Origin of the sequence: Streptomyces sp. NPDC102406 (assembly GCF_044765725.1) — a bacterium.
Taxonomy (GTDB): Bacteria; Actinomycetota; Actinomycetes; order Streptomycetales; family Streptomycetaceae; genus Streptomyces.
Genome location: NZ_JBIWKP010000002.1, coordinates 948,814 through 971,502, shown reverse-complemented (window position 1 = coordinate 971,502; position 22,689 = coordinate 948,814). Strand labels below are relative to the sequence as shown.

Below are 22,689 nucleotides of genomic sequence, written 5' to 3'. Positions count from 1 at the left end.
GGGGTGGGCGAACATGTGGGACTCGCTGTACGTCGTCTTCTGGGCGACCCTGCTGAGGCGGATCGTGACGGTGGCCGCGGCCGTCGCGATGATCGTGGCCGCCGTCCTCCTGTGGCCGGGCCCGAAGGCGCCGGAGAGCTGCGCCCCCGGCGTCGAGAAGAGCGCCGGTGAGTGCATCGGCGCCAACGGTTCCGGCTACGACTTCGGCACCCGCGAGATCACCGCGGTGGCCCGGGCGATAGCCGCGGAGAACGAGAAGTTCGTCGGCGACAAGCCCCACGTGACCGTCGCCATGGTGCTTCCCCTGCACCCCCAACTGGAAGCCGAACGCAAGCAGTTGCGCAGCGAGATCCAGGGCGCCTACCTGGCCCAGTACCGCGCCAACCGCTCCGAACAGGTGCCCCTGCTGCGCCTCGTCCTCGCCAACCCGGGCACCGACTACCGCCAACAGGCCAAGGTGGTCGACCAGTTGGCGGACATGGCGCACGACAAGCGGGACAACCTGCGGGCCGTCACCGGGTTCAACCTGAGCCTCAAGGAGACCAAGGCCGCCGTCGCCCATCTGACGAAGGACCTCGGCATCCCCGTCCTCGCCAGCCGGATCAGCGGCGACGAACCGGCCAACCCCGAACCGGGCGCCGACCGGCAGCCCTACCCGGGTCTGGCCCGCATCAACTCCACCAACAGCGACCAGGCCGCCGCCCTGGCGGACTTCCACGGCGGGCTGAAGGACGCGGAGACCGTCCTCGTCAAGGACACCCGCCCGGGCGACATCTACAACGCCTCCCTCGCCCGTGCCTTCAGCCACAAGGAGGCCGGTCCGCCGGGCCCCAAGGACCAGCCCTTCCGCTCGCCCTCGCTCACCGAACTCGGCGCCACAGGCAACGACTTCGCCCAGATCAGCCTCAACATCTGCGACTCCGACGCGCACTACGTGTACTTCGCGGGCCGCCCCGTCCACCTGCGCCTGTTCGCCCTGAAACTCGCCGACACGCCCTGCCACGGAAAGAAGTACACGATCGTCAGCGGCTCCGGCTCCGCCACCCTCGACCGCTACATGAAGGACAGCGACTGGGAGACGCTGCGCGGCGGTCCCGGCGCGTCCGCGCCCCTCGTCAAGGTCCAGTACACGGCCCCCGGCCATCCGCAGGCCTGGGACAAGGCACTGCGCGACTGGGACCGCGAGCACCCCGACCCGGCCTCCCGCCCCGAATATCTCACGGAGCCCCGCAAGGAACTGGCGGCCCTGCGCAGGCTGATCGGGAGCGGCACCGCGGGCGACATCGGCCCCGTGCGCCTCGACGACTCCCGCACCATGCTCGTCCACGACGGCGTCAAGACGATCGCCGCGGCCGTGTTCCTCGCCCGTCCGGGGACCGAGGGCGCGGTCCCGTCCCTGCGCCGGATCACGGCCGAATGGCCCCGCCTGGAGTCCCGCCACCACGTCACCGGGGCCAGCGGCTGGATCTGCCTCACCAACGCGGGCAACGCCTACGACAAGCCCGTCTCCGTCGTCGAACTCGATCCGAAGACCCGCCGGGTCGACTTCGTCGGCATCGGCTGGCCCACAGGGCGCCCGCAGCCGAAGGACTGCGTGGTGCCGAGCGGCGACGGCTGACCGCAGGTGCCCGACGAGTGGTCCGTTGGCCCTCCATCGGCCGCCGTGCACCGCCCCGACCTGAGCCAATGGCTCAGGACTTCCGTCCCCTGTTGAACCACCAGCCCCACAGATGCTGAGATGAGCGTGTCGATGGCGCTGCGGACCCCTCCCGGGTCTCCGCGGCGCCTTACTCATGTCACGGCGCACCCGGTGTGCGGAAAGGGGCGGGACACGTTGTTGAAGAGGGCGTTCGTGGCACCGGATCCCGGACGGGCCAGGCTGCGGTTCGCGAGCCGCGCGGTGCTCGGGATCAGCCTCGCCGTGGCGGTCTGCGGGGCGGCCGGACACTCGTTGACCGGGGCCGTCACCGGCGGCCTGGCCGCGCTGCTCGCCCTGTTCACCGTGGCCGACCCGACCGTGCGCGGGCAGGCGGTGACGACGGCCCTGCTGCCGGTCGTCGGGCTGCCGGTCCTGGCGCTCGCCGCCCTGCTGCACGCGACGCCCCTCGCCCGCGACCTGGCGTTCCTCGCCGTCGTCGGGGCAGGGGTGTACGCGCGCCGGTGGGGACCACGCGGGCACTCCCTCGGCGTCTTCGCCTTCATGACCTACTTCGCGGCGCAGTTCCTGCACACCGCCCCGGCCCAGTTGCCCGAGCTGTACGCGGCGATGCTGATGTCGCTCGCCGTCGCATCGGCGGTCCGCTTCGGCGCCTGGTGCTACGAACGCCGCATCCCGGTGCCACCGGGCGTGCCCGCGCCCGCCTTCGGGACGGGCCTGGCACGGATCACGACCCGGCAGGCCGTCCAGGCGACCGCGGGCGCCGGGTTCGCCCTCGCCGTCGGTCAGGTGCTCTCCGACCAGCGGTGGTACTGGGCGGTCGGCGCCACCTGGTGGGTGTTCGTGAACACCACCTCGCGCGGCGAGACCCTGGTCCGCGGGTTCCGCCGGTTCCTCGGCACCCTGCTCGGCATCGGCCTGGGATTCCTGGTCGCCGTACCCCTGCACGACGAGCCGGTCGCGGCCGCCGTGGTGATCGCGGTCAGCGTCTTCGGGATCTTCTACACCGCCGCCGTCTCCTACACCTGGATGATGCTCGCCGTGACCGTCATGGCGAGCATGCTGTACGGGCTCCTCGGCGTTCTCGACCCCGCCCTCCTCGCCCTGCGGGTGACGGAGACGGCCGTCGGCGCGCTGGGCGCCGTCCTCGCGGTCCTCGTCGTCCTGCCCGTCACCACGCACGCGGTCACCGACGCCTGGGTGGAGCGCGCCCTGCGATGCGTCCACGCCTGCACCGCCGAGGCCGCCGCCCGGCTCGCCGGGGACACCACCGCCGACCCCGCGCCCCGCGTCGCCGAGCTGGAGGCCCTGCTCGGCCGGGTCCGGCTCTCCCTCGCGCCGCTCGTGCACCCGTTCAGCCCGCTGCGGGCCCGCAAGGGCAGGGCCCGGCAGGTCCTCGCCCTCCTCGACGACTGCGCGCGCGAGGTACGCGGGCTCGCCTCCGTGGCCGCCGACCCGGAGGCCTCCCACGATGCCCGGCTGGCCGCCGCCTGCTGGCGCGTGGAGGCCGCCGTCGAAGCCCTCACCACACCCGCCTCCCGCGCCCACGGCGTCGACCCCGCACCCCGGCCGGCCGAGGCCGAACCGGTCCTGGCCCACCTGCACGCCCTCGAACAGGCCCTCGTCGAACTGGCCGTACCGCTGCGCGGCGACCGGCGCGCGAGCCTGGGCGCGTAGGACAGCTCCGGTCGATCCGCGCGGCGGTGCGCCCCCCGGTGCCCCGCTCCCCGGCACGACCTGGCGCGGACCCGCTGCTACCGTCGGCGCACGGGCACCCGGCCCGCACGCCGAAAGGGGAAGCAGTGACCGGCAGCCAGTCAGGGCGGGTCTACATCGGATCGTTCACCGCGGCGGGCGGACCAGGCATCGTGACCGCCGAGGTCGACGCCTCGGACGGTTCGCTGACCCTCCTCGCCGCCACCGACGCGACCCCCGACCCCTCCTACCTGGCGGTCTCCGGTGGTCTGCTGTACGCGGTCAGCGAGACGGCGGAGGGCGCGGTCACCGCGTTCCGCACGGACACCACGCCCGTGACCCCGGCCGGCCGCCCCGCGCCGGTCGACGGCGACGGCCCCACGCACCTGTCCCTCTGGGGCGACCACCACGTGCTGACCGCCAACTACGGCTCCGGCAGCGTCACTGCGCTGCCCCTGCGGGCCGACGGCACCCCGGACGCGGCCGGCCGTGACGTGCTGCGGCACACCGGCTCAGGACCGCACCCGCAGCGCCAGCAGGCCCCGCACGCCCACCAGGTCGTGCCGGACCCCAGTGGCCGCTGGGCCGTCAGCGTCGACCTCGGCACGGACTCCGTCCGGGTCTGCGTCCTCACCGACGGCCGCCTGACCCTGCACCACGAGACCGCCCTGCGCCCCGGCTCGGGCCCCCGCCATCTGGCCTTCCACCCGTCCGCCGGGTACGCGTACGTCCTCAACGAACTCGCCCCGACCCTCACCGTCTGCCAGTGGGACGCCACGACCGGCATCCTCAAGGCCCTCACCGAAGTCCCGGTCCTGGCCGAGGGCCCGCGCGGCGACGCCTACCCCTCCGAGATCGTCGTCTCGCCCGACGGCCGCTTCCTGTGGACGGCGACCCGCGGCGAGGACGTCATCTCCCTCTTCACGCTGGACGCGTCGGGCGAGCGGCCCACCCTGCGCTCCACGACCCCCTGCGGCGGCCACTGGCCCCGCGACCTGGCCCTCGCCCCTTCCGGCCGCCACCTCTACGCGGCGAACGAACGCTCCGGCGACGTCACCTGGTTCACCGTGGACCCCGAGACGGGCACCCCCACCAGATCCGGTTCGGCCCGCGTCCCGGCGGCGTCCTGCGTGGCGTTCGCGGCGGCACGCCCGTCCTGCGCCTGAGAGCCCGCCTTCGAGGACAGGCCGCGCGGACGGCGCCGCAACGACGAAGGGCCCGGGGCTTCGCGCCCCGGGCCCCACGTCGGGCCGCTCAACCGCCGGAGGCAACCGGCTGGGGGGTGATCCCCAGTGCCGCCGTGTACTTGGCGAGCGCCAGCTTCCCCATCGCCGGGTACGCCCCGAGCGGCTCCGCGGCCGAGCACCCCGCGTCCTTGGCGGCCTCCTGCCACACGCTCGGGTCCAGCTCGGGCCCGATCAGGTACGGCGCGAGCGCGAGCTGCTGCGAGCCGGAACCGCGCAACTGCTCGGCGGTCGCGGCGATGGCGCCCTCCTCGTCCAGGGCCGCGGCGATCACCGGCACGGCCAGGCGCGCGGCGAGCAGCATCCCGGTGATCCCGGCGGCCTGCACCGCCTCGTCACCGCCCACCGAGGCGAGGATGATGCCGTCCGCGGCCGTCGCCACGGTGAACAGCCGGGCCCGGTCGGCGCGGGCCAGACCGGCCTCGGAGAGCCGCACGTGCAGCCCCTCCGCGAGCAGCGGGTGCGGGCCGAGGACGTCCGTCAGCTCGGCCGCGACGCGGCTGTCGGCGATGGACTGGCGGACCTGGCGCAGCAGCGCGCCGTCAGGGCCCGCGAGCAGCGGTACGACGACCGCGACCGGGCCCTCGGGCGCCGTCGCCTCGACACCGGCGGCGAGTGCCCGCTCGTAGCGGGCCGTGCGCTCCTTCGCGGCGTACGCGAGCACGGACGCCAGCGAGGGGAACTCGGCGGACACCGGGAAGTCGGTGGTCTCCCCGTCGACGAAGCCGACGCGCGCGTCCAGACCGGGGAGCTCGGAGCGGGCGATGCTCACGACCTCGTCGGCGAGCATGCGCGTCGCGGCGCTGGGCGTGCCGGGCACGGCCAGCACGAGGGCCGGTGCGCCCTCGGGGGCGGCCACGGGTTCCGGACGGCGGTGGCGTCCGGGCTGTCGAGGTCGCGGCATTCGTACAGGCAGGCCGGAAGCGGGCCCAGTGGGGGAGCTCATGGCGCCGCATGCTACTGGCTCGCCCGGCCCCGTTGCGCGGTCAGGGGGGAGCTGAGCGGTATCCGTCCGTGATTGTCCGTTCAGTTACGGATGCTTCAAGTGTCCTGGTCCGACAGGGTGCGAGGAGACCTACGGGACGTGCAGCAGGCGCCCCTCCCGCGGCAGCCTGAGGTCGTCCGCGGCGAGGGCGGCGGCGATCACGAGCGCCCCGTGGAGGGGGTCGCCGACGGCGTCGGTCACCGTGGCGCCCGGGAGCCGGTCCGCCAGCTCCGCGCGGAGCGGGGCGAGCAGAGGCTCGCCCATCCTGAACAGGCCGCCGGTGAGCGCGACGTCGCCGCCCTCCGCCGGGCGGGCCGCCGCCGCGGCGTCGGCGATGTGCCGCGCGGCCTCGCGCAGGATCCCGGCGGCGACCGGGTCGTGCCCGGCGCAACGGGCCACGTCCGGCGCGAACGAGGCCAGCGCGGCGGGCCGGTCGGTACGCGGATAGATCCGCCCCGGCAGCTCGCCGGCCGGCCCGAACCGCTCCTCGGCCAGCGCAAGCAGCGCCGCGCTCGCCCCGCGCCGCCCGTCGTGGGCCCGCATGGCCGCGTCGAGTCCGGCCCGGCCGATCCAGGCGCCGCCGCCGCTGTCGCCGAGCAGGTGTCCCCAGCCGTCGGCCCGGCGCCAGGTGGCGAGGTCCGTGCCGAGGGCGATCAGGCCGGTGCCCGCGGCGACGACCGCGCCGGGCCGCTGACCGAGGGCGCCCGCGTACGCGGTCACGGCGTCCCCGGCCAACGCGAGCCGCACCACGCCCAGCTCGCCCTTGAGGACGTCCGGCAGCTCGGCGCGCAGTCCGTCCCCGAGCGTCGCCATCCCGGCGGCCCCGACGGTGACGGCGGCGGGCGCGGGAGCGCCGGTCGTGTCGAGCAACGCGCGTGCCATGGGCAGCAGTTGCTCCAGCAGATGGTCCGGGTCGATGCCGGTCGCCCCGGTGCGTACCGGCTCGCGGGACACGGTGGTCGCGGCCCCGGTGAGGTCGCCGGCGCGGGCGAGCGCGACCCGCAGGCCCGAACCGCCGGAGTCGACACCGAGCACCCAGCGCTCCGCGTCGGCCGCGGTCGCCGCGGCCCGCGTCTGGTTCGCTGAGCGCACCCGGATTCCCTTCTGTTTCCCGTCCGTTCCCCGCGTCCGGCCCCTCACGGGCAGGAGCGAGGACGGCACGGTCGAGGAGGAAGAGTAGCGCTGCCCGCCGCCCGCGTGTGCGGGGCCTTCCCCGTCGGTCACGGGTTCGCCGCGGGGCAGTAGAGTGACGCGTCGTGGCAGCGCGACCTTTGAACGAACTTGTCGAAGCGGGCTGGGCGAAAGCCCTGGAGCCCGTGGCCGGACGCATCGCGACCATGGGCGACTTCCTGCGGTCCGAGATCGCCGCCGGTCGTACCTATCTCCCGGCCGGGGCGAACGTGCTGCGCGCGTTCCAGCAGCCCTTCGACGAGGTCCGGGTGCTGATCGTCGGCCAGGACCCGTACCCCACCCCGGGCATGGCGATCGGGCTGAGCTTCGCCGTGGCGCCCGAGGTCCGCTCGCTGCCGGGCAGCCTGGAGAACATCTTCCGCGAGATGCACGCGGACCTGGGGCTGCCCCGGCCGTCCAACGGTGACCTCACGCCCTGGACGCGGCAGGGCGTGCTGCTGCTCAACAGGGCGCTGACGACCGCGCCGCGCTCCCCGGGCGCCCATCGCGGCAAGGGCTGGGAAGAGGTCACGGAGCAGGCGATCCGCGCCCTGGTCGCCCGTGACCGGCCGCTCGTCTCGGTGCTCTGGGGGCGGGACGCGCGCAATCTGCGCCCGCTGCTCGGGGACCTGCCCGCGATCGAGTCCGCGCACCCCTCGCCCATGTCGGCGGACCGGGGTTTCTTCGGCTCCCGTCCCTTCAGCCGGGTCAACGAACTGCTGACCGGGCTCGGCGCGCAGCCTGTCGACTGGCGCCTGCCCTGAACCCTGCCAGGACCGCTCCCGGGTCTCACCCCACGACGGCGGCCCGTACGCACAGCACGTCCGGCAGATGGGACGCCACCTGCCGCCAACTGTCACCGTCGTCGGTCGACGCGTAGACCTCCCCGTTCCGGTTCCCGAAGTAGACGCCCGCCGGGTCCGCGTCGTCCGTGCACAGCGCGTCCCGCAGGACCGTGCCGTAGTGGTCGCCCTCGGGCAGCCCCTTGGTCAGCGGCTCCCAGCTCCCGCCCGCGTCCTGCGTGCGGTAGACCCGGCACCGGCGCTCCGCCGGTACCCGGTCCGAGTCCGCGGTGATCGGGAAGAGGTACGCGGTGTCGCCGCGGTGCGGGTGCGCGGCGACGCCGAAGCCGAACGTCGACGGCAGCCCCGCCCCGATGTCGGTCCACTTCGCGCCCGCGTCGTCGCTGCGGTACACGCCCCAGTGGTTCTGCAGATACAGCCGGTCCGGGTCGGCCGCGTCCCGCGCCACCTTGTGCACGCACTGCCCGAACTCGGGGTCCGGATCGGGCAGGAAGACGGCGGACACCCCGGAGTTGGACGGGAACCAGCTCTCGCCGCCGTCCGTGGAGCGGAACACCCCGGCCGTCGACACCGCCACGGTCAGCGCGCGCGCGTCCCGCGCGTCCGTGAGGACCGTGTGCAGGCCCTCACCGCCGCCGCCCGGCACCCACCGGGACCGCGTCGGATGCTCCCACAGCGGGCGGCACAGCTCGAACGTCTCGCCCCGGTCCGCCGAGCGGTACAGCGCCGCCGGTTCCGTGCCCGCGTACACGACGTCCGGCTCGGCGGCCGACGGGTGGAGCTGCCACACCCGCTCCAGCGAAGTCCCCGTGTCCTTGGGGAACTTGACGGCGGGCGAGGACGGCTCGGTCCAGGTGCGTCCGAGGTCGTCCGAGTGGAACACGGAGGGTCCCCAGTGCGCGCTGTCCCCGCCCACGAGCAGCCGCGGCCGGTCCGTGCGGGTGTCGAGAGCGACGGCGTACACCGCCTGCGCGTTGAAGTAGGGACTCTCGTCGAACTCCCAGGCGGCGCCGCCCCGCCTGCGCCCCAGGAACAGGCCCTTGCGCGTGCCCACGGCCAGCAGTACATCGGTCATGCCGAACACCTCCGAAACGTCGTTGTCTCCAGGTGTCGGTCAGTCTGCACCCCGCCACTGACAATGGCCGTGGACGTGGCTGTACCGCGGGCGGGGCGGTCACCCGCGGGCGGACGGCGGGTCCGCCCGTGCGCTCAGCCCGCGGCGAGCCACAGGTCGGGGCCGAACACCTCGTAGTGGATGTCGGCGGCGGCCACGCCCTTGTCGAGCAACTGTCCGCGCACCGCCCGCATGAAGGGCAGCGGGCCGCACAGGTAGGCGCGGGTACCGGCCGCCACCGGCACGTCCGCGAGGTCGACGAGGCCGGTGCGGTGACCGGAGCCGGGCCGCTCGTACCAGAAGTGCGCCGTCGCGCCGGGCAGCTTCGCGGTCAGCGCCTCGTGCTCGGCGCGCAGCGCGTGCGTGTCGGGGGAGCGGTCCGCGTGCACGACCGTCACGCGGCCGGTGTGCCCGTCGGCGTGCAACTGGCCGAGCATCGCCAGCATCGGCGTGTTGCCGATACCGGCCGAGGCGAGCAGCAGGGGCGCGCCGTCCGGGTCGAGGGTCAGCTCCCCGTAGGGGGCGGAGAGGCGCAGCCGGTCGCCGACGCGTACGTGCTCGTGGAGGTGGCAAGAGACCTCGCCGTCGGGGGTCGCGGCGGTGCCGTGCACCCGCTTGACGGCGATCGACCGGGTCTCGGGGCCGGGCGCGTCGGTCAGGCTGTACTGACGTATCTGCCGTGCCCCGTCGGCCAGTCGCACCTGTACGGAGACGTACTGTCCGGCGCGGAAATCGGGCGCGGGGCGGTCGTCGGCGGGACGCAGCCGGAAGGAGGCGACGTCCGGTGTCTCCTCGGTGCGGGCCACGACCTCCCACTCCCGCCACACGTCCCCGTCGACCACCTGCCGCTGCTCGTACAGCCGGGTCTCGATCGCGATGAGGGCGTTGGCCATGAGCCAGTACACCTCGTCCCAGGCGGCGGCCACCTCCGGGGTGACCGCGTCCCCGAGGACCTCGGCGATGGCCGCGAAGAGGTGCTCGTGCACGACCGGGTACTGCTCGGGCCGCACCCCGAGGGAGGCGTGCTTGTGCGCGATGCGCCGGAGCATCACGTCGGGCCGGTCCTCCGGGTGGTCCACGAGGTACGTGGCGAACGCCGCGACGGAACCGGCGAGCGCCTGCCGCTGGGACCCCGCCGCCTGGTTGCCGCGGTTGAACAGGTCCCGCAGCAGTTCGGGGTGGGCGGCGAACAGCTTCTCGTAGAAGAGGCCGGTGATGTCCTCGATGGCGGCGCCGACAGCGGGAAGCGTGGCGCGGACGACCAGGGCCGAGGGTTCGGTGAGCATCGACGCCCCTTAATGTGAATGTGAGAGTCGCATTTTAGGGCGCGCGACGACGCCGCCCGCGCGCGGGGGTGCGGTCAGTCCGCCGGTGGCGTGGGGGAGAGGGCCAGGAGGAGCGGCCCGGTCGGTGCCTCGACCAGCTCGCGCAGTGTCAGCGGGTCGAGGGACGCGAAGAACGCCTCCTGCGCCTGCCGCAGCGCCCCGCGCAGCAGGCACGCCGAACGCAGTGGGCACGGCGTCGTCCCCTCGCAGTCCACGACGTCGCCGGGCCCTTCGAGCTCCCGGACGACGGCGCCCACGGAGGCGTCCCGGCCGGCCGCGGTGAGCGCGAGCCCGCCGCCCCGGCCGCGCCGCGCCTCGACGAGGCCCATGTGCTGGAGTCTGGCGACGACCTTGGCGGCGTGCGTGTACGACACGTCCAGGGCGCCCGCGACCTCGCGTGTGGTGGGGAGATCGCCGCGCTCCACCGCGAGGCGCATCAGCACCCGCAGGGCCAGGTCGGTGAAGCGTGTCAGCCGCATGACCGCACGCTATGAAAGTTGCATACCCAAGGCAAATTACGGTGCGTCACCGGTCGCGGGAGCGTCCCGCCCGCCGCCGCGGAACGCACCCGGAGTCTCGCCCGCCCGCAGCCGGAAGAACTTGGTGAAGTCGCTCGGATCGGCGAACCCGAGCCGGCCCGCCACCTCCCGCGCCGACAGACCGCTGTGCCACAGCAGGCGCTTGGCCTCCAGCAGGACCCGGTCGTCGACGTACTGCTTGGCGGTGCGGCCCGTCGCCGCGAGCGTCGCCCGGGTCAGCGTGCGCGGGCTGTAGCCGAGGGCCGCCGCGTAGTCCTCGACGCGCCGGGTCACCGCGTGGTCCCGCTCGACCGCCGCGTGGAAGCGGCGGAACGTCCCCGAGACCGCCGCCGCGTTCGGCGCCGGATCACGCACCGCCGCCAGGCGCACCACCAGCACGGAGAGCAGGGCGCGCAACACCTCGGTGTGTGCCTTCAGCGGCAGCGAGGCCATCGCCCCGTACTCGTGGCGCAGATGGTCGAGGGCCCGCGCCACCGCCTCGGCGTCGGCTCCGCGCGGTGTCAGGGGGCGCTGCTCGTACGGCGGGTCCATGTGCGCGGCCGAGACGGTCGCGGGCGGCAGGAAGCCCGGCTGGAACAGCACGATCACCCCGTCCGCCGCCGCCAGGTCGGCACGGAACCGCTGCACCTGCCCCGGCCGGATCCACAGCCACGACCCGGGCCGCAGCTCCTGCTCGACGAAGTCCACCCCCATCCGCACCGGCCGGCCCCGGGCGCCGATGAGCTGGTGGAAGGCGGGGCGCGAGGGGACGTACGGGTCGTTGCCGTGCCGCCGCGCCCGCTCGTACAGGCCGGCCAGCTCCATCACCTCGACCCCGGCGGGCGCGCCGACATTCGGCGTGTACGCCAGCTCCCTGACGTCCGCGCCCGGTACCGCGCCCGCATCCTGTCCGATTTTCCCCATGTCGAGTCCCGAGCGTACCGCTGCCGGTGCCGCCGTGCCGCCTAGCGTGAAAGCACAGGTCAGCGACGTGTGAGGAGAGGTCCCGTGCGATTGGTCGTCGGCATGACAGGAGCGACGGGCGCGCCGTTCGGTGTCCGCCTCCTGGAGAACCTGCGCGAGCTGCCCGACGTGGAGACCCATCTGGTCCTCTCCCGCTGGGCGCGCACCACGATCGAGCTGGAGACCGGCCTGTCCGTCGCCGACGTGTCCGCGCTCGCCGACGTCACGCACCACCCCGACGACCAGGGCGCCACCATCTCCTCGGGCTCGTTCCGCACCGACGGCATGGTCATCGTGCCGTGCTCCATGAAGACCCTCGCGGGCATCAGGACCGGCTATGCCGACGGGCTCGTGGCACGCGCCGCCGACGTCGTCCTCAAGGAGCGCCGCAAGCTCGTCCTCGTCCCGCGCGAGACGCCGCTGAGCGAGATCCACCTCCAGAACATGCTCGAACTCGCCCGCATGGGCGTGCAGTTGGTGCCGCCCATGCCCGCCTTCTACAACCATCCGCGGAGCGTCGACGACATCGTCGACCACGTCACGGCCCGCATCCTCGACCAGTTCGAGCTGCCCGCGCCCGCCGCCCGGCGCTGGGCAGGCATGCGCGCCGCCCGCGCCGACAATCCCCGTACCGGACAAAGGACTTGAGAATGGCCTACGACGACTTGCGCAGCTTCCTCGCCACGCTGGAGAAGGAGGGGCAACTCCTTCGCATCACCGACGAGGTGCTGCCCGAGCCCGATCTGGCCGCCGCCGCCAACGCGACGGGCCGCATCGGGGAGAACGCCCCCGCCCTGTACTTCGACAACGTCAAGGGCTTCACGGACGCCCGTATCGCCCTGAACGTGCACGGCTCCTGGGCCAATCACGCGCTCGCCCTCGGACTGCCGCGCAACACGCCGGTCAAGGAGCAGGTCGAGGAGTTCGCCCGGCGCTGGGACGCCTTCCCCGTCGCGCCCGAACGCCGCGAGGACGCGCCCTGGCGCGAGAACACCCAGGAGGGCGCGGACGTCGACCTCTTCTCCGTGCTGCCCCTCTTCCGCCTCAACGACGGCGACGGCGGCTTCTACCTGGACAAGGCCGCCGTCGTCTCCCGCGACCCCGAGGCCCCGGACGACTTCGGCAAGCAGAACGTCGGCACGTACCGCATCCAGGTCATCGGCCGCGACCGCCTCGCCTTCCAGCCCGTCCCCATGCACGACGTGGCGCAGCACCTGCGCAAGGCCGAGGAGGTCGGCGAGGACCTGCCCATCGCGATCACCCTCGGCAACGACCCCGTCATGGCGATCGTCGCCGGGATGCCGATGGCGTACGACCAGAGCGAGTACGAGATGGCCGGCGCCCTGCGCGGAGCGCCCGCGCCGATCGCCACCGCGCCGCTCACCGGCTTCGACGTGCCCTGGGGCAGCGAGGTCGTCATCGAGGGCGTCATCGAGTCGCGCACGCGGCAGATCGAGGGCCCCTTCGGGGAGTTCACGGGGCACTACTCAGGTGGCCGCCGGATGCCGGTCATCCGCGTCGAGCGCGTCTCGTACCGCACGAACCCCGTCTTCGAGTCGCTCTACCTGGGCATGCCGTGGACCGAGGTCGACTACCTCGTCGGCCCCAACACCTGCGTGCCCCTGCTCAAGCAACTGCGCGCGGAGTTCCCCGAGGTGCAGGCCGTCAACGCCATGTACACCCACGGTCTGATGGTGGTGATCTCGACCGCCAAGCGGTACGGCGGCTTCGCGAAGGCCGTCGGCATGCGCGCGATGACGACCCCGCACGGACTCGGCTACGTCTCCCAGGTGATCCTCGTCGACGAGGACGTGGACCCCTTCAACCTGCCGCAGGTCATGTGGGCGATGTCCGCGAAGGTCAACCCGAGGGACGACGTGGTCGTCATCCCGAACCTCTCGGTCCTCGAACTCGCGCCCGCCGCCCAGCCCGCCGGCATCACCAGCAAGATGATCATTGACGCCACGACACCGGTCGCCCCCGACGTCCGCGGCAACTTCTCCACCCCGGCCAAGGACCTGCCGGAGACCGCCGAATGGGCGGCCCGCCTCCAGCGCCTCATCGCGGCCCGCCACTGAACCCGTACCGCCCTCAGGAAGGTCAACTCCCGTGAACGACAGGCCCACCGAGTGCCCCCGCTGCGCCTACGAGGAGATCGGCCGGCTCGCCACCTCGCCCGTCCCCGGCGTCTGGGACGTGCTCCAGTGCGAGCGCTGCCTCTACACCTGGCGCACCACCGAGCCCGCCCGGCGCACCCGGCGCGACGCCTACCCGGACGGCTTCAAGCTGACGCAGGCCGACATCGACCAGGCCATCGAGGTGCCGGCGATACCGCCGCTGCGCTCCGTGTGAGAACGACGAGGGCGGCGCCACGAGGGCGCCGCCCGCCGCGGTACGGCTCAGACGGACCGGTGGTACTGGTCCGGCACGTGCACGTCGGCGCCCAGTTCGCGCGCCGCGTGCCGGGCGAAGGACGGGTCGCGCAGCAGCTCGCGGCCGAGCAGCACCGCGTCGGCCTCGCCGTCCACGATGATCTTCTCGGCCTGCTGCACCTCGGTGATCAGGCCGACGGCCGCGGCCGGCACGCCCGCTTCGTTGCGCACCCGCGCCGCGAAGGGCACCTGGTAGCCGGGCCCCACCGGGATGCGGACGCCCGCGGCGTTGCCCCCGGTCGACACGTCGATCAGGTCGACGCCGCGCGCCTTGAGCTCGGCGGCGAAGCGCACCGTGTCGTCCGCGGTCCAGCCGTTCTCCTCCAGCCAGTCGGTCGCGGAGATGCGGAAGAACAGGGGGAGCCCGTCCGGCCACACGGCGCGCACCGCGTCGACGACCTCCAGGGCGAAGCGGGTGCGGTTCTCGTAACTGCCGCCGTACGCGTCCGTGCGCCGGTTGCTGTGCGGGGAGAGGAACTGGCCGATCAGATAGCCGTGGGCGCCGTGGATCTCGGCGACCTCGAACCCGGCGTCGAGCGCCCGCCGCGCGGCGTCCGCGAACTGCTCGACGATCTCCTCGATGCCGTCGACCGTCAGCTCGGTCGGCACCGGGTGCTCCTCGTCGAAGGGCACCGCGCTCGGCGCCACGGCCTGCCACCCGTGCTCCTCGGCGCCGAGCGGCTTGCCGCCCTTCCAGGGGCGGTCGGTCGACGCCTTGCGCCCGGCGTGGCCGAGCTGGATCCCCGCGACGGTGTTCTGCGACTTGAGGAACGAGGTGATCCGGCGGAAGGCGTCCACCTGCTCGTCGTTCCAGATCCCCAGGTCGTAGGGGGAGATCCGGCCCTCGGGGCTGACGCCCGTCGCCTCGACGATGATCAGGCCGGTCCCGCCGGCCGCCCGGGCGCCATAGTGCTGGAGGTGCCAGTCCGTGGGGGCGCCGGTCAGCGGGCCCTCGGGGGCGGCACTGTACTGGCACATCGGAGGCATCCAGAGGCGGTTCGGGACGGTCAGCGATCGCAGGGTGTAAGGCTCGAACAGCGCGCTCACGGCGGGCTCCATTCGTACGGGTACGGCTCGGATGCGTACCTCGTACGATAGGCCTCGTAGTACGGCAACTGTCAAACTACGAAGAACCTCGTACAATGAGCGCCATGACGACCGCCGCAGCGCGCACCCCAGCAGGCCGCACCCTGGCGCACCCCGACCGTGCGGAGATCCGCCTCGAAGCGGTGCTGCACGCGCTGTCCGACCCGATGCGGCTCGCCGTGGTCCGCGAGATGGCGACCGCCCAGGGGGCCGACTCCCCGGGGCTCTCCTGTTCGCACTTCGACCTGCCGGTCACCAAGTCCACCTCCACGCACCACTTCCGGGTGCTGCGCGAGAGCGGCGTGATCGAGCAGGTCTACCGCGGCACGACCAAGCTGAACGGGCTGCGCAGGGACGATCTAGACGCCCTGTTTCCCGGGCTGCTCGACAGCGTGCTCGACGCGGCCACCCGGCAGGCCGACCGGCTCGACGGTCACGCCGGCTGATCCCGCCGCACCGGCCCTGCCCGGCAGGCGGTTGAAGAGGACGTTCAGCGCGATCGCGGTGACGCAGCCCGCGCTGATCCCGCTGTCCATCACCGTGCGGAACCAGTCGGGGAACCCCGCGTACACCTCCGGCACGCCCACCGGAAGCACGCCGACCGCGACCGATACGGCCACCACGGTCAGGTTGTGGCCGCCCCGGAAGTCGACCTCGGCGAGGGTCCTGAGGCCGCTCGCCGCGACCGTGCCGAACATGACCAGGCCCGCGCCGCCGAGCACCGGCGCCGGGATCGCCGCGACGACCGCGCCGAGCTTGGGCAGCAGACCGAGCAGGACGAGGATGCCGCCCGCCGCCGCGACGACCCAGCGGCTGCGTACGCGGGTCATGCCCACGAGGCCGACGTTCTGGGCGAACGCCGTGTAGGGGAAGGTGTTGAAGACGCCGCCGAGCAGGGTCGAGAAGCCGTCGGCGCGCAGTCCGTCGCCGAGCGCGCGCGGTGACACCGGCCGGTCGGTGATCTCGCCGACCGCGATGAAGTCACCGGTCGTCTCGACCATGCTGACCAGCGCGACGACCAGCATCGAGACGATCGCCGCGCCGTGGAACTCCGGCGCCCCGAAGTGGAACGGCGTGCTGACGCCCACCCAGTCCGCGTCGCCGACCCCGCCGAAGTCCGTGAAGCCGGCGGGGATCGCCACGAGCATGCCGACGACGATGCCGACGAGCACCGCGATCCGGCTCAGGAACGCGGGGGCGAAGCGCTGCACGGCGAGCACCACCAGCAGGACGAGCGCGGCGAGCCCGACGTTCCTCGGCTCCCCGAAGTCCTCGGCGCCCGCGCCGCCCGCGACCCAGTCGCCGGCGACCGGCAGCAGCGACACCCCGATGATGAGGATCACGGTGCCGGTCACCAGCGGCGGGAAGAAGCGCAGCAGCCGTCCGAAGAGCGGGGCGAGCAGCATCATCGCGAGACCCGCGACGATCACCGCACCGTAGATCGCGGGCAGCCCGCCGCCCGTGGTGCCGATGAGCACCATCGGGGAGACGGCGGCGAACGTACAGCCCTGCACGATGGGCAGCCGGATGCCGAACCGCCACACGCCCACGCACTGGATCAGCGTCGCGATCCCGCACACCAGCAGATCCGCGGTGACCAGATACGCGAGATCGGCGGGCGACAGCTTCATGGCGCCGCCCACGATCAACGGCACGGCGACCGCGCCGGCGTACATCGCGAGCACGTGCTGGAGCCCGAACGTCAGCAGATGGCGGGTGGGCGGGACCTGATCGACCGGATGCGTCATACGTGCTCCAAGACCGGGGTCGTCACGAGGACGGGGTGGGGAGGGGCGGCAGCACGAGACCGTATTCGGCTTAAACGATTTGTTGATTTCGGCGGTGTTGCCGACAGGTGTCAGGCCCGCCGGTCCTCCCGCGCGGCGCCCAACAGCCCCGCCCAGTCCTGGATCTTGACGGAGCCGCGCCCCAGCGACGCCCCGAGCGCGGCCTCGGCCCGCTCGATCGCCCGCCAGCCGTCCCACTCGACGGGCCGCGCCCCGGCGGCGACCAGTCCCTCCAGCGGGTCCCGCGCGGATCGTGCGCCGATCAGCGCGGGAGCGTCGGCCACCAGGGACGCCACGGTCTCCTTGGCGCAGGGCCGGTTCGTGCCGATGACCCCGGTCGGGCCCCGCTTGATCCAGCCCGCCACGTACTCGCCGGGGGAGACGAGGCCGCCGCGCAGCACCCGCCCCGCCGCGTGCGGCACCGTCCCGCGCACCGCGTCGAACGGCAGCCCCTCCACCGGCACCCCGCGATACCCCACCGACCTGAGCACCAGCTCGGCGCCGACCTCCTCGTACGTGCCCGTCCCGCTCACGCCGCCGAGCCCGTCGGGCCGGGTCCGCTCGAAACGCACCCCCGCGACCCGGCCGCGCCCCTCGACGATCTCGACGGGCCGCAGGAAGAACCGCAGGTGGATCCGGTGGGCGGCGCCCCGGCGCGGCCGGCCGGCCCAGCCGCGCAGCACCTCCACGTTCCGGCGGGCGGCGGCGGGCAGCCCGGCGGGCTCGCGGTAGCCGCCGTCGAGGGCCGACTCGGCTTCTTCCACGATGAGTTCGGTGTCCGGCAGGGCGCCGAGCTCCCGTAGTTCCTTGGTGGTGAAGCGGGCCTGCGACGGGCCGCGCCGGCCCACCATGTACACATCCCGCACCTCGCTCGCGGCCAGCGCGCCGAGCGCCGCCTGCGGCATGTCGGTGGGCATGAGCTCGGCGGCGCCGCGGGCCAGCATGCGCACCACGTCGACCGCCACATTGCCGACGCCGATCGCGACGGCCGTGCGCACGCCCCGGACGAAACCCTCGTCGCGAGCGTCCGGATGGGCGCTGTACCAGGCGACGAAGTCGGTCGCCGACCAGCTCCCCGGCAGGTCCTCACCGGGTATCCCGAGCCGCCGGTCGGCCGCGGCGCCCACGCAGTACACGACCGCGTCGTACAGTTCGAGCACCTTGGCGGGCGGCAGCGCGGGGCCGACCTCGACGCCCCCGAGGAAGCGGACCCGCTCGTCCTGGAGCACCGCGCGCAAGGTGCCCTGCAACGACTTGATCTTCTCGTGGTCGGGCGCGACGCCGTAGCGCACAAGGCCGTACGGGCACGGGAGCCGGTCGAGCACATCGACGCGGGCGCCCGGGAGCCCGCCCGGCTGTACGAGGCTCTGGGCGGTGTAGACCCCGCTCGGCCCCGAACCGACGACGGCGATGTGCGGCACTGGCGGCTCCTTCCGCGGGTGCGCTGCTGTCCTCAGCATGACACCGGTGGCCGCCACGGGGGAGGCCCCGGGCCGGGACGGGGAGCCGGTCGCTTCGCGCGGACGGGGACGCGGGAACGGCTCTCCGACGCCTCGCGTCGGGGACACCGTTCGCCGTCCGGCCGGGCCATGGACTCCCGCCGTGCATGCCCTGCTCGCCCACCTGCACGAGGGGGGATTCGGCGCAGCGCCTCCACGACTCCGTGCGGGACTTCACGCCGCCGTCCGATGCGCGGTGGCAGCCGCTGATCCCCGCCGAGGGCAGCGACATCATCGCCCACAACGACCTGGCCCCCTGGAACCTTGTGGTCGCGGGTGAGGTGCGGTGGGCCTTCATCGACCGGGACACGGCGGCTCCCGGCTCACGCCTGTGGGATGTCGCCTACGCCGTCCACGGGTTCGTCCCGCTGTCCGCGCATCCGGACCGGCGGAGCCCGGACGCGGCGGACCGACTGCGCGTCTTACCCGACGCCTACGGTCTCGCCGAGTCGGAGCGCCGTCGGTTGGTCCCTGTGCCGGGGCGCCGTACATCGAGCGACGCGAAGAGCGGTGGCTGCGGGCTCTGCTCGCCGGCTGAGGCAGGGGCAGGCTCAGACCAAGTCGCGCATCCGGCTGATCTCCGTCGTCTGCTGCGCGATCACGTCGTCCGCCATCTCCTCGACCTGTACGTCGTTCCCCTCGCTCTTGACCTCCGTGGCCATCGTGACGGCCCCCTGGTGATGTGTGATCATCAGTTTCAGGAACAGCGCGTCGAAGTCCTTGCCGCGCGCCGCCCGCAACTCCTTCAACTGCGCCGCGCTCGCCATCCCCGGCATCGACGCGTGAGCGGCGTGCCCCGAGGGGGTCTCCTCGCGCCCGTGCTGTTTGAGCCAGCCGCGCATCGACTCGATCTCGGGCCCCTGGGCGGCGGCGATCCGCTCGGCGAGACGCTTCAGCGCACCCGACTCGGCCTGTTCCGGGGCGAGTTCGGTCATCTTCAACGCCTGCTGATGGTGTTGCATCATCATCTGCACGTATCGGACGTCGGCCGTATTGGGCCGGTCGTCCGCGCCGCGCCGCTGCGCGTCCTGCGCCGACAGCGTCTCCGCGGCCTCTCCCGGTCTGCCCGGCGCGATGACCGAAGGGCCGCTCGACGCAGCGGAGTTGTGGTCCGCCGAGCCCCCCGCGTCACACGCGGTCAACCCCAAGGTCAGCGCCGCGAGGAGCGCGGGAACAGCAACTTTGATGACGAGTTCGTTGCCATCTGTTGATCTGTGCATGATGCAGACGATACTCGGGGGATCCGTGAACCGTTCACCTACCGACGACGTCATCGTCAGTCAGGGAGACACCAGTGACCCTGTTGCAGGACTCCACCCGAACGCGCCGCAGACGCCTGGGAGTCGGGGTGGCCGCGGCCGGCCTCCTCGCCGCCCTCCTGGCCGCGGGGCCGGTGTCGGCCACACCCGATCCGGGCGACAGGCCCGCCGCGCCCAAGAGCGTGTCGAAGAGCGCCGAGACCGAGGCGCGGACGGCGATCGCCGCCGGTGAGATACCCGGCCAGGACGAGATCGTCCACTCGGCGAACATCGAGCACCTCACCAACGTCCCCAAGGACGTGCTCCCCGGTCTCAACACGGACCTCGCGTTCCAGGGCAGGTACGCCTTCGCCGGGAACTACGACGGTTTCCGCATCTACGACATCAGCGACCCGAAGGCGCCCAGGACCGTCTCGCAGGTCCTGTGCCCGGGCTCGCAGAACGACGTCTCGGTCTCCGGGAACCTGCTGTTCCTCTCCACGGACAGCTCGCGCAGCGACGACTCCTGTGCCTCCACGACCCAGCCCGCGACCGAGAAGTCGTCGTGGGAGGGGATGAAGGTCTTCGACATCAGCGACAAGCGCAACCCGAAGTACGTCGCCGCCGTCGAGACCGCGTGCGGCTCGCACACCCACACCCTGGTGCCGGAGAAGAGAGACGTCTACATCTACGTCTCCTCGTACTCGCCGAACGCGACGTTCCCCGACTGCCAGCCACCGCACGACGGCATCTCCGTCATCAAGGTGCCGCGCAAGGCCCCGCAGAAGGCGGCCGTGGTGAACTTCCCCGTCCTGTTCCCCGGTGAGGGCGCGGACGGCGGCGGCAACCCGGGCGCCCCCACCAACCCCGGCGTCTCCAAGACCACGGGCTGCCACGACATCACCGTGCTGCCCTCCAAGGATCTGGCCGCCGGTGCCTGCATGGGCGACGGCATCCTCTTCTCCATCAAGGACCCGGAGAACCCGAAGGTCATCGATCAGGTCCAGGACAACGTGAACTTCGCGTTCTGGCACTCGGCGACCTTCAACCAGAAGGCGGACAAGGTCGTCTTCACCGACGAGCTCGGGGGCGGCTCGGCCGCCACCTGCAACGCCACGATCGGCCCCGACCGCGGCGCGGACGGCATCTACGACATCGTCGGCAAGGGCGAGAAGCGCAAGCTCGTCTTCAGGAGCTACTTCAAGATCCCGCGCCACCAGGCCGACACCGAGAACTGCGTCGCGCACAACGGTTCGCTGATCCCCGTCAAGGGCAAGGACCTCATGGTCCAGGCCTGGTACCAGGGCGGCGTCTCCGTCTGGGACTTCACCGACTCGGCCAAGCCCAAGGAGATCGGCTACTTCGAGCGCGGCCCGGCCACCACCGACGCGCTGGTCGTCGGCGGCTCCTGGTCGGCGTACTACTACAACGGCTACATCTACTCCAACGACATCCGCAAGGGCTTCGACGTCCTGAAGGTCAACGACAAGCGCACGGATCCGGCCAAGCGGATCCGCCTGGACGAGCTGAACGTCCAGACGCAGCCCGACTACTTCGACTGATCCGTCCCACCGTCGAGGTCGGCGGCCGGCCGCGACCGCTCGAAGTAGCGTGAGAAATCGGCCGGCCGGCCGTGCGCGGGGCTCTCCCCGGGCGACTCCCCGTCGCCCGGCGGGAAGCCCCGCTCCCATTCCAGGCCGTAGCGGCGGAACAGCTCGGCACGCAGCGTCGCCATCGGCATCGGCGCACCGGGTACGAGCATCGCGTACACCGCGCCCATCAGGACGGCGCGCAGCAGCGGATAGTCCCGTTCCACGTCGAGCGTGCCGTGGCGCAGGACGGTGTCGCGCAACAGCGCCGCGAGCCGCTGCTGCTCGGGGCACTGCACGAACCCCTCGGCCTGGAGGATGCCCGCCATGTGCGTACGCATGAGGAGCGGCTGGTCCCGGGCCAGGCCCAGGATCGCGTCGACGGCCCTGGCCAGCCGCTCGTCCCCGTCCTGCGTCCGCGGCTCGCACTCCAGGGCGTCCTCCAGGGTCCTGTGCATCAGCCGGTGCACGGCGGACTGCAAGAGCTGCCGCTTGCCGGGGAAGTAGTACGAGACCAGACCACGCGCCGAGCCGGCCCGGTCCGCGATGGCGCCGAGGGTCGTCGCGTCGTACCCGCGCTCCCCGACGAGTTCGAGCGTCGCCTGAAGGAGCCGTTCACGGGAACGCCGACGCAACTCCTCATTGACCTCTGGGCTGCGGGGGGACATTCTTGACTCCTGCGTTGACTGGCTCACAGCCAATATACTCAGCGCGGCCCGGGCACGGCCCTCAGGGCGCGGTGCGCACGGGTGGGCCGGCCGTATCGGGCGACGCGGGGGATCGTCCGATACGGCCGCCTCATGGGGTCGTCCTCCGGACGGTGTCGGCGCTGCCCGGGGGGCGATCCGGCCGCCGGAGCGCGCGGTCGACGGGTCACCGGGTGGCGAGCAGGTCGAGCACCGGGCGCAGGGCGTCCGGGCGGTCGGCCGCCGGCAGATGGTCCACGAAGTGCACCGCGCAGCCGAGCGCCGCCGCGCCGCTGTCCGCGTGCCGGTCGTCGCCCACCATCAGGGTCGAGCGCGGGTCCACGCCCAGCGCCTCGCACGCCGCCGCGAACAGGCGGGGGTGCGGCTTCGTGACGCCGTGCCGGTACGACAGGACGTAGGCGTCGACGTACGGGTCGAGTCCGTGGTCCGCGAAGACGGGGCGGACGTCCCAGCCGATGTTGCTGACGACGGCCACCGGGACCCCGCGCCCGCGCAGCGCCGACAGCACGTCGGGCGCGTCCGGGTACGGCTGCCAGGCCGCCGGCCGCATGTGGCGGTCGTACAGGGCGTCGTAGAGCCGCTCGTCGGGGAGCGGGACCTCGCGGGCCAGGCCCGTGTACGCGGCACGGTGCCGGGTGGCGTCCACGTCACGGACGGCCATCAGCTCCGCGAGGTGCGCGGGGACCGGGGGGTGCGCCGTCGTGCCGCCGGGCAGCGCCCCGACCTCCTCCAGGGCCCGCGCCGCGCGCGTGAACTCCGCGTCGGACAGCGTCAGCCGGATCTCGTCGAGCCCCGCGCGGAGCCACGACGCGGTGGACTCGATACGGAACAGAGTCCCCGAGAAGTCGAAGAGCACCGCTTCGATCGCCATGCGTGC

General features: G+C 73.0%; 21 protein-coding genes and 1 pseudogene. 10 read left to right on the top strand and 12 right to left on the bottom strand.

The annotated features are described in order from the left end of the window. Positions 1 to 13 precede the first annotated feature (13 nt). The 3 genes from ACIRF8_RS13255 to ACIRF8_RS13245 all read left to right on the top strand — a co-directional run bounded on the left by ACIRF8_RS13255 (position 14) and on the right by ACIRF8_RS13245 (position 4,518). Positions 14 to 1,618 carry an amino acid ABC transporter substrate-binding protein gene (locus tag ACIRF8_RS13255; protein WP_404214082.1) on the top strand — a complete coding sequence of 535 codons (1,605 nt, stop codon included), beginning with the start codon at positions 14 to 16 and terminating at the stop codon, positions 1,616 to 1,618. Positions 1,619 to 1,834: 216 nt separating this feature from the next. Then, positions 1,835 to 3,334 carry an FUSC family protein gene (locus ACIRF8_RS13250; protein WP_404214080.1) on the top strand — a complete coding sequence of 500 codons (1,500 nt, stop codon included), beginning with the start codon at positions 1,835 to 1,837 and terminating at the stop codon, positions 3,332 to 3,334. Positions 3,335 to 3,459: 125 nt separating this feature from the next. Next, positions 3,460 to 4,518 carry a lactonase family protein gene (locus ACIRF8_RS13245; RefSeq protein ID WP_404214078.1) on the top strand — a complete coding sequence of 353 codons (1,059 nt, stop codon included), beginning with the start codon at positions 3,460 to 3,462 and terminating at the stop codon, positions 4,516 to 4,518. A gap of 88 nt (positions 4,519 to 4,606) precedes the next feature. On the opposite strand, the gene ACIRF8_RS13240 is transcribed toward ACIRF8_RS13245, so the two are convergent. Next, positions 4,607 to 5,542: a sirohydrochlorin chelatase gene (locus ACIRF8_RS13240; protein ID WP_404214076.1), complete on the bottom strand. Its 936-nt coding sequence runs from the start codon at positions 5,540 to 5,542 to the stop codon at positions 4,607 to 4,609. 129 nt (positions 5,543 to 5,671) lie between these two features. Next, positions 5,672 to 6,673, bottom strand: a complete 1,002-nt coding sequence (locus tag ACIRF8_RS13235) for an N-acetylglucosamine kinase (protein WP_404214074.1) — start codon at positions 6,671 to 6,673, stop codon at positions 5,672 to 5,674. 164 nt (positions 6,674 to 6,837) lie between these two features. Here ACIRF8_RS13235 and ACIRF8_RS13230 point away from each other — a divergent pair, with 164 nt between their 5' ends. Further along, positions 6,838 to 7,515 (top strand): uracil-DNA glycosylase, encoded by a 678-nt coding sequence (locus ACIRF8_RS13230; RefSeq protein WP_404214072.1) that lies wholly within the window; start codon positions 6,838 to 6,840, stop codon positions 7,513 to 7,515. Between the two features lie 25 nt (positions 7,516 to 7,540). Here ACIRF8_RS13230 and ACIRF8_RS13225 read toward each other — a convergent pair whose 3' ends face one another. From ACIRF8_RS13225 to ACIRF8_RS13210, 4 genes are all read right to left on the bottom strand, one after another. Further along, a complete protein-coding gene (locus ACIRF8_RS13225) occupies positions 7,541 to 8,629 on the bottom strand; it encodes a WD40/YVTN/BNR-like repeat-containing protein (protein ID WP_404214070.1) in 1,089 nt (362 codons plus the stop codon). Between the two features lie 134 nt (positions 8,630 to 8,763). Continuing rightward, entirely contained in the window at positions 8,764 to 9,954 is a 1,191-nt protein-coding gene (locus ACIRF8_RS13220) for a globin domain-containing protein (RefSeq protein ID WP_404214068.1), read from the bottom strand. A gap of 74 nt (positions 9,955 to 10,028) precedes the next feature. Further along, the gene (locus ACIRF8_RS13215) at positions 10,029 to 10,472 is read right to left on the bottom strand and encodes an RrF2 family transcriptional regulator (RefSeq protein WP_404214066.1); all 444 of its coding nucleotides are present in this window, start codon (positions 10,470 to 10,472) and stop codon (positions 10,029 to 10,031) included. A gap of 36 nt (positions 10,473 to 10,508) precedes the next feature. Then, a complete protein-coding gene (locus ACIRF8_RS13210) occupies positions 10,509 to 11,435 on the bottom strand; it encodes a helix-turn-helix domain-containing protein (RefSeq protein ID WP_404214064.1) in 927 nt (308 codons plus the stop codon). An 84-nt stretch (positions 11,436 to 11,519) separates the two neighbouring features. Between ACIRF8_RS13210 and ACIRF8_RS13205 the strand changes: the two genes are divergently transcribed. Genes ACIRF8_RS13205 through ACIRF8_RS13195 form a run of 3 tightly spaced genes read left to right on the top strand, consistent with a single transcriptional unit; the run spans position 11,520 to position 13,826 of the window. Further along, on the top strand, positions 11,520 to 12,122 hold the full coding sequence (locus tag ACIRF8_RS13205; protein ID WP_404214062.1) for a non-oxidative hydroxyarylic acid decarboxylases subunit B: 603 nt from the start codon (positions 11,520 to 11,522) through the stop codon (positions 12,120 to 12,122). A gap of 2 nt (positions 12,123 to 12,124) precedes the next feature. After that, positions 12,125 to 13,552, top strand: a complete 1,428-nt coding sequence (gene vdcC, locus ACIRF8_RS13200; RefSeq protein ID WP_404214060.1) for a non-oxidative vanillic acid decarboxylases subunit C — start codon at positions 12,125 to 12,127, stop codon at positions 13,550 to 13,552. 31 nt (positions 13,553 to 13,583) lie between these two features. Beyond that, positions 13,584 to 13,826, top strand: coding sequence for a non-oxidative hydroxyarylic acid decarboxylases subunit D (locus ACIRF8_RS13195; RefSeq protein ID WP_404214058.1), 243 nt, complete (start codon positions 13,584 to 13,586; stop codon positions 13,824 to 13,826). 47 nt (positions 13,827 to 13,873) lie between these two features. On the opposite strand, the gene ACIRF8_RS13190 is transcribed toward ACIRF8_RS13195, so the two are convergent. Then, positions 13,874 to 14,953 carry an NADH:flavin oxidoreductase/NADH oxidase gene (locus tag ACIRF8_RS13190; protein ID WP_404214056.1) on the bottom strand — a complete coding sequence of 360 codons (1,080 nt, stop codon included), beginning with the start codon at positions 14,951 to 14,953 and terminating at the stop codon, positions 13,874 to 13,876. A 104-nt stretch (positions 14,954 to 15,057) separates the two neighbouring features. Here ACIRF8_RS13190 and ACIRF8_RS13185 point away from each other — a divergent pair, with 104 nt between their 5' ends. Continuing rightward, a complete protein-coding gene (locus tag ACIRF8_RS13185) occupies positions 15,058 to 15,438 on the top strand; it encodes an ArsR/SmtB family transcription factor (RefSeq protein ID WP_404214054.1) in 381 nt (126 codons plus the stop codon). Here the strand turns inward: ACIRF8_RS13185 and ACIRF8_RS13180 are convergent. Both ACIRF8_RS13180 and ACIRF8_RS13175 read right to left on the bottom strand, forming a co-directional pair. Then, positions 15,352 to 16,740 carry a nucleobase:cation symporter-2 family protein gene (locus ACIRF8_RS13180; RefSeq protein ID WP_404214052.1) on the bottom strand — a complete coding sequence of 463 codons (1,389 nt, stop codon included), beginning with the start codon at positions 16,738 to 16,740 and terminating at the stop codon, positions 15,352 to 15,354. The two genes, ACIRF8_RS13185 and ACIRF8_RS13180, sit on opposite strands and share 87 nt — an antisense overlap. Before the next feature lie 110 nt (positions 16,741 to 16,850). Further along, complete coding sequence (locus ACIRF8_RS13175) at positions 16,851 to 18,200, bottom strand: NADP oxidoreductase (RefSeq protein ID WP_404214050.1); 1,350 nt, start codon at positions 18,198 to 18,200, stop codon at positions 16,851 to 16,853. A 185-nt stretch (positions 18,201 to 18,385) separates the two neighbouring features. Here ACIRF8_RS13175 and ACIRF8_RS13170 point away from each other — a divergent pair. Then, positions 18,386 to 18,610, top strand: a pseudogene (locus tag ACIRF8_RS13170) (hypothetical protein); the annotation flags it as partial. 219 nt (positions 18,611 to 18,829) lie between these two features. Here the strand turns inward: ACIRF8_RS13170 and ACIRF8_RS13165 are convergent. Beyond that, on the bottom strand, positions 18,830 to 19,498 hold the full coding sequence (locus ACIRF8_RS13165; RefSeq protein WP_404214048.1) for a DUF305 domain-containing protein: 669 nt from the start codon (positions 19,496 to 19,498) through the stop codon (positions 18,830 to 18,832). A gap of 74 nt (positions 19,499 to 19,572) precedes the next feature. Here ACIRF8_RS13165 and ACIRF8_RS13160 point away from each other — a divergent pair, with 74 nt between their 5' ends. Further along, the gene (locus ACIRF8_RS13160) at positions 19,573 to 21,078 is read left to right on the top strand and encodes an LVIVD repeat-containing protein (protein WP_404214046.1); all 1,506 of its coding nucleotides are present in this window, start codon (positions 19,573 to 19,575) and stop codon (positions 21,076 to 21,078) included. Here ACIRF8_RS13160 and ACIRF8_RS13155 read toward each other — a convergent pair. Continuing rightward, entirely contained in the window at positions 21,066 to 21,773 is a 708-nt protein-coding gene (locus tag ACIRF8_RS13155; RefSeq protein ID WP_404214044.1) for a TetR/AcrR family transcriptional regulator, read from the bottom strand. The two genes, ACIRF8_RS13160 and ACIRF8_RS13155, sit on opposite strands and share 13 nt — an antisense overlap. 205 nt (positions 21,774 to 21,978) lie before the next feature. Next, the gene (locus ACIRF8_RS13150; RefSeq protein ID WP_404214273.1) at positions 21,979 to 22,677 is read right to left on the bottom strand and encodes an HAD family hydrolase; all 699 of its coding nucleotides are present in this window, start codon (positions 22,675 to 22,677) and stop codon (positions 21,979 to 21,981) included. Positions 22,678 to 22,689: the final 12 nt, after the last annotated feature.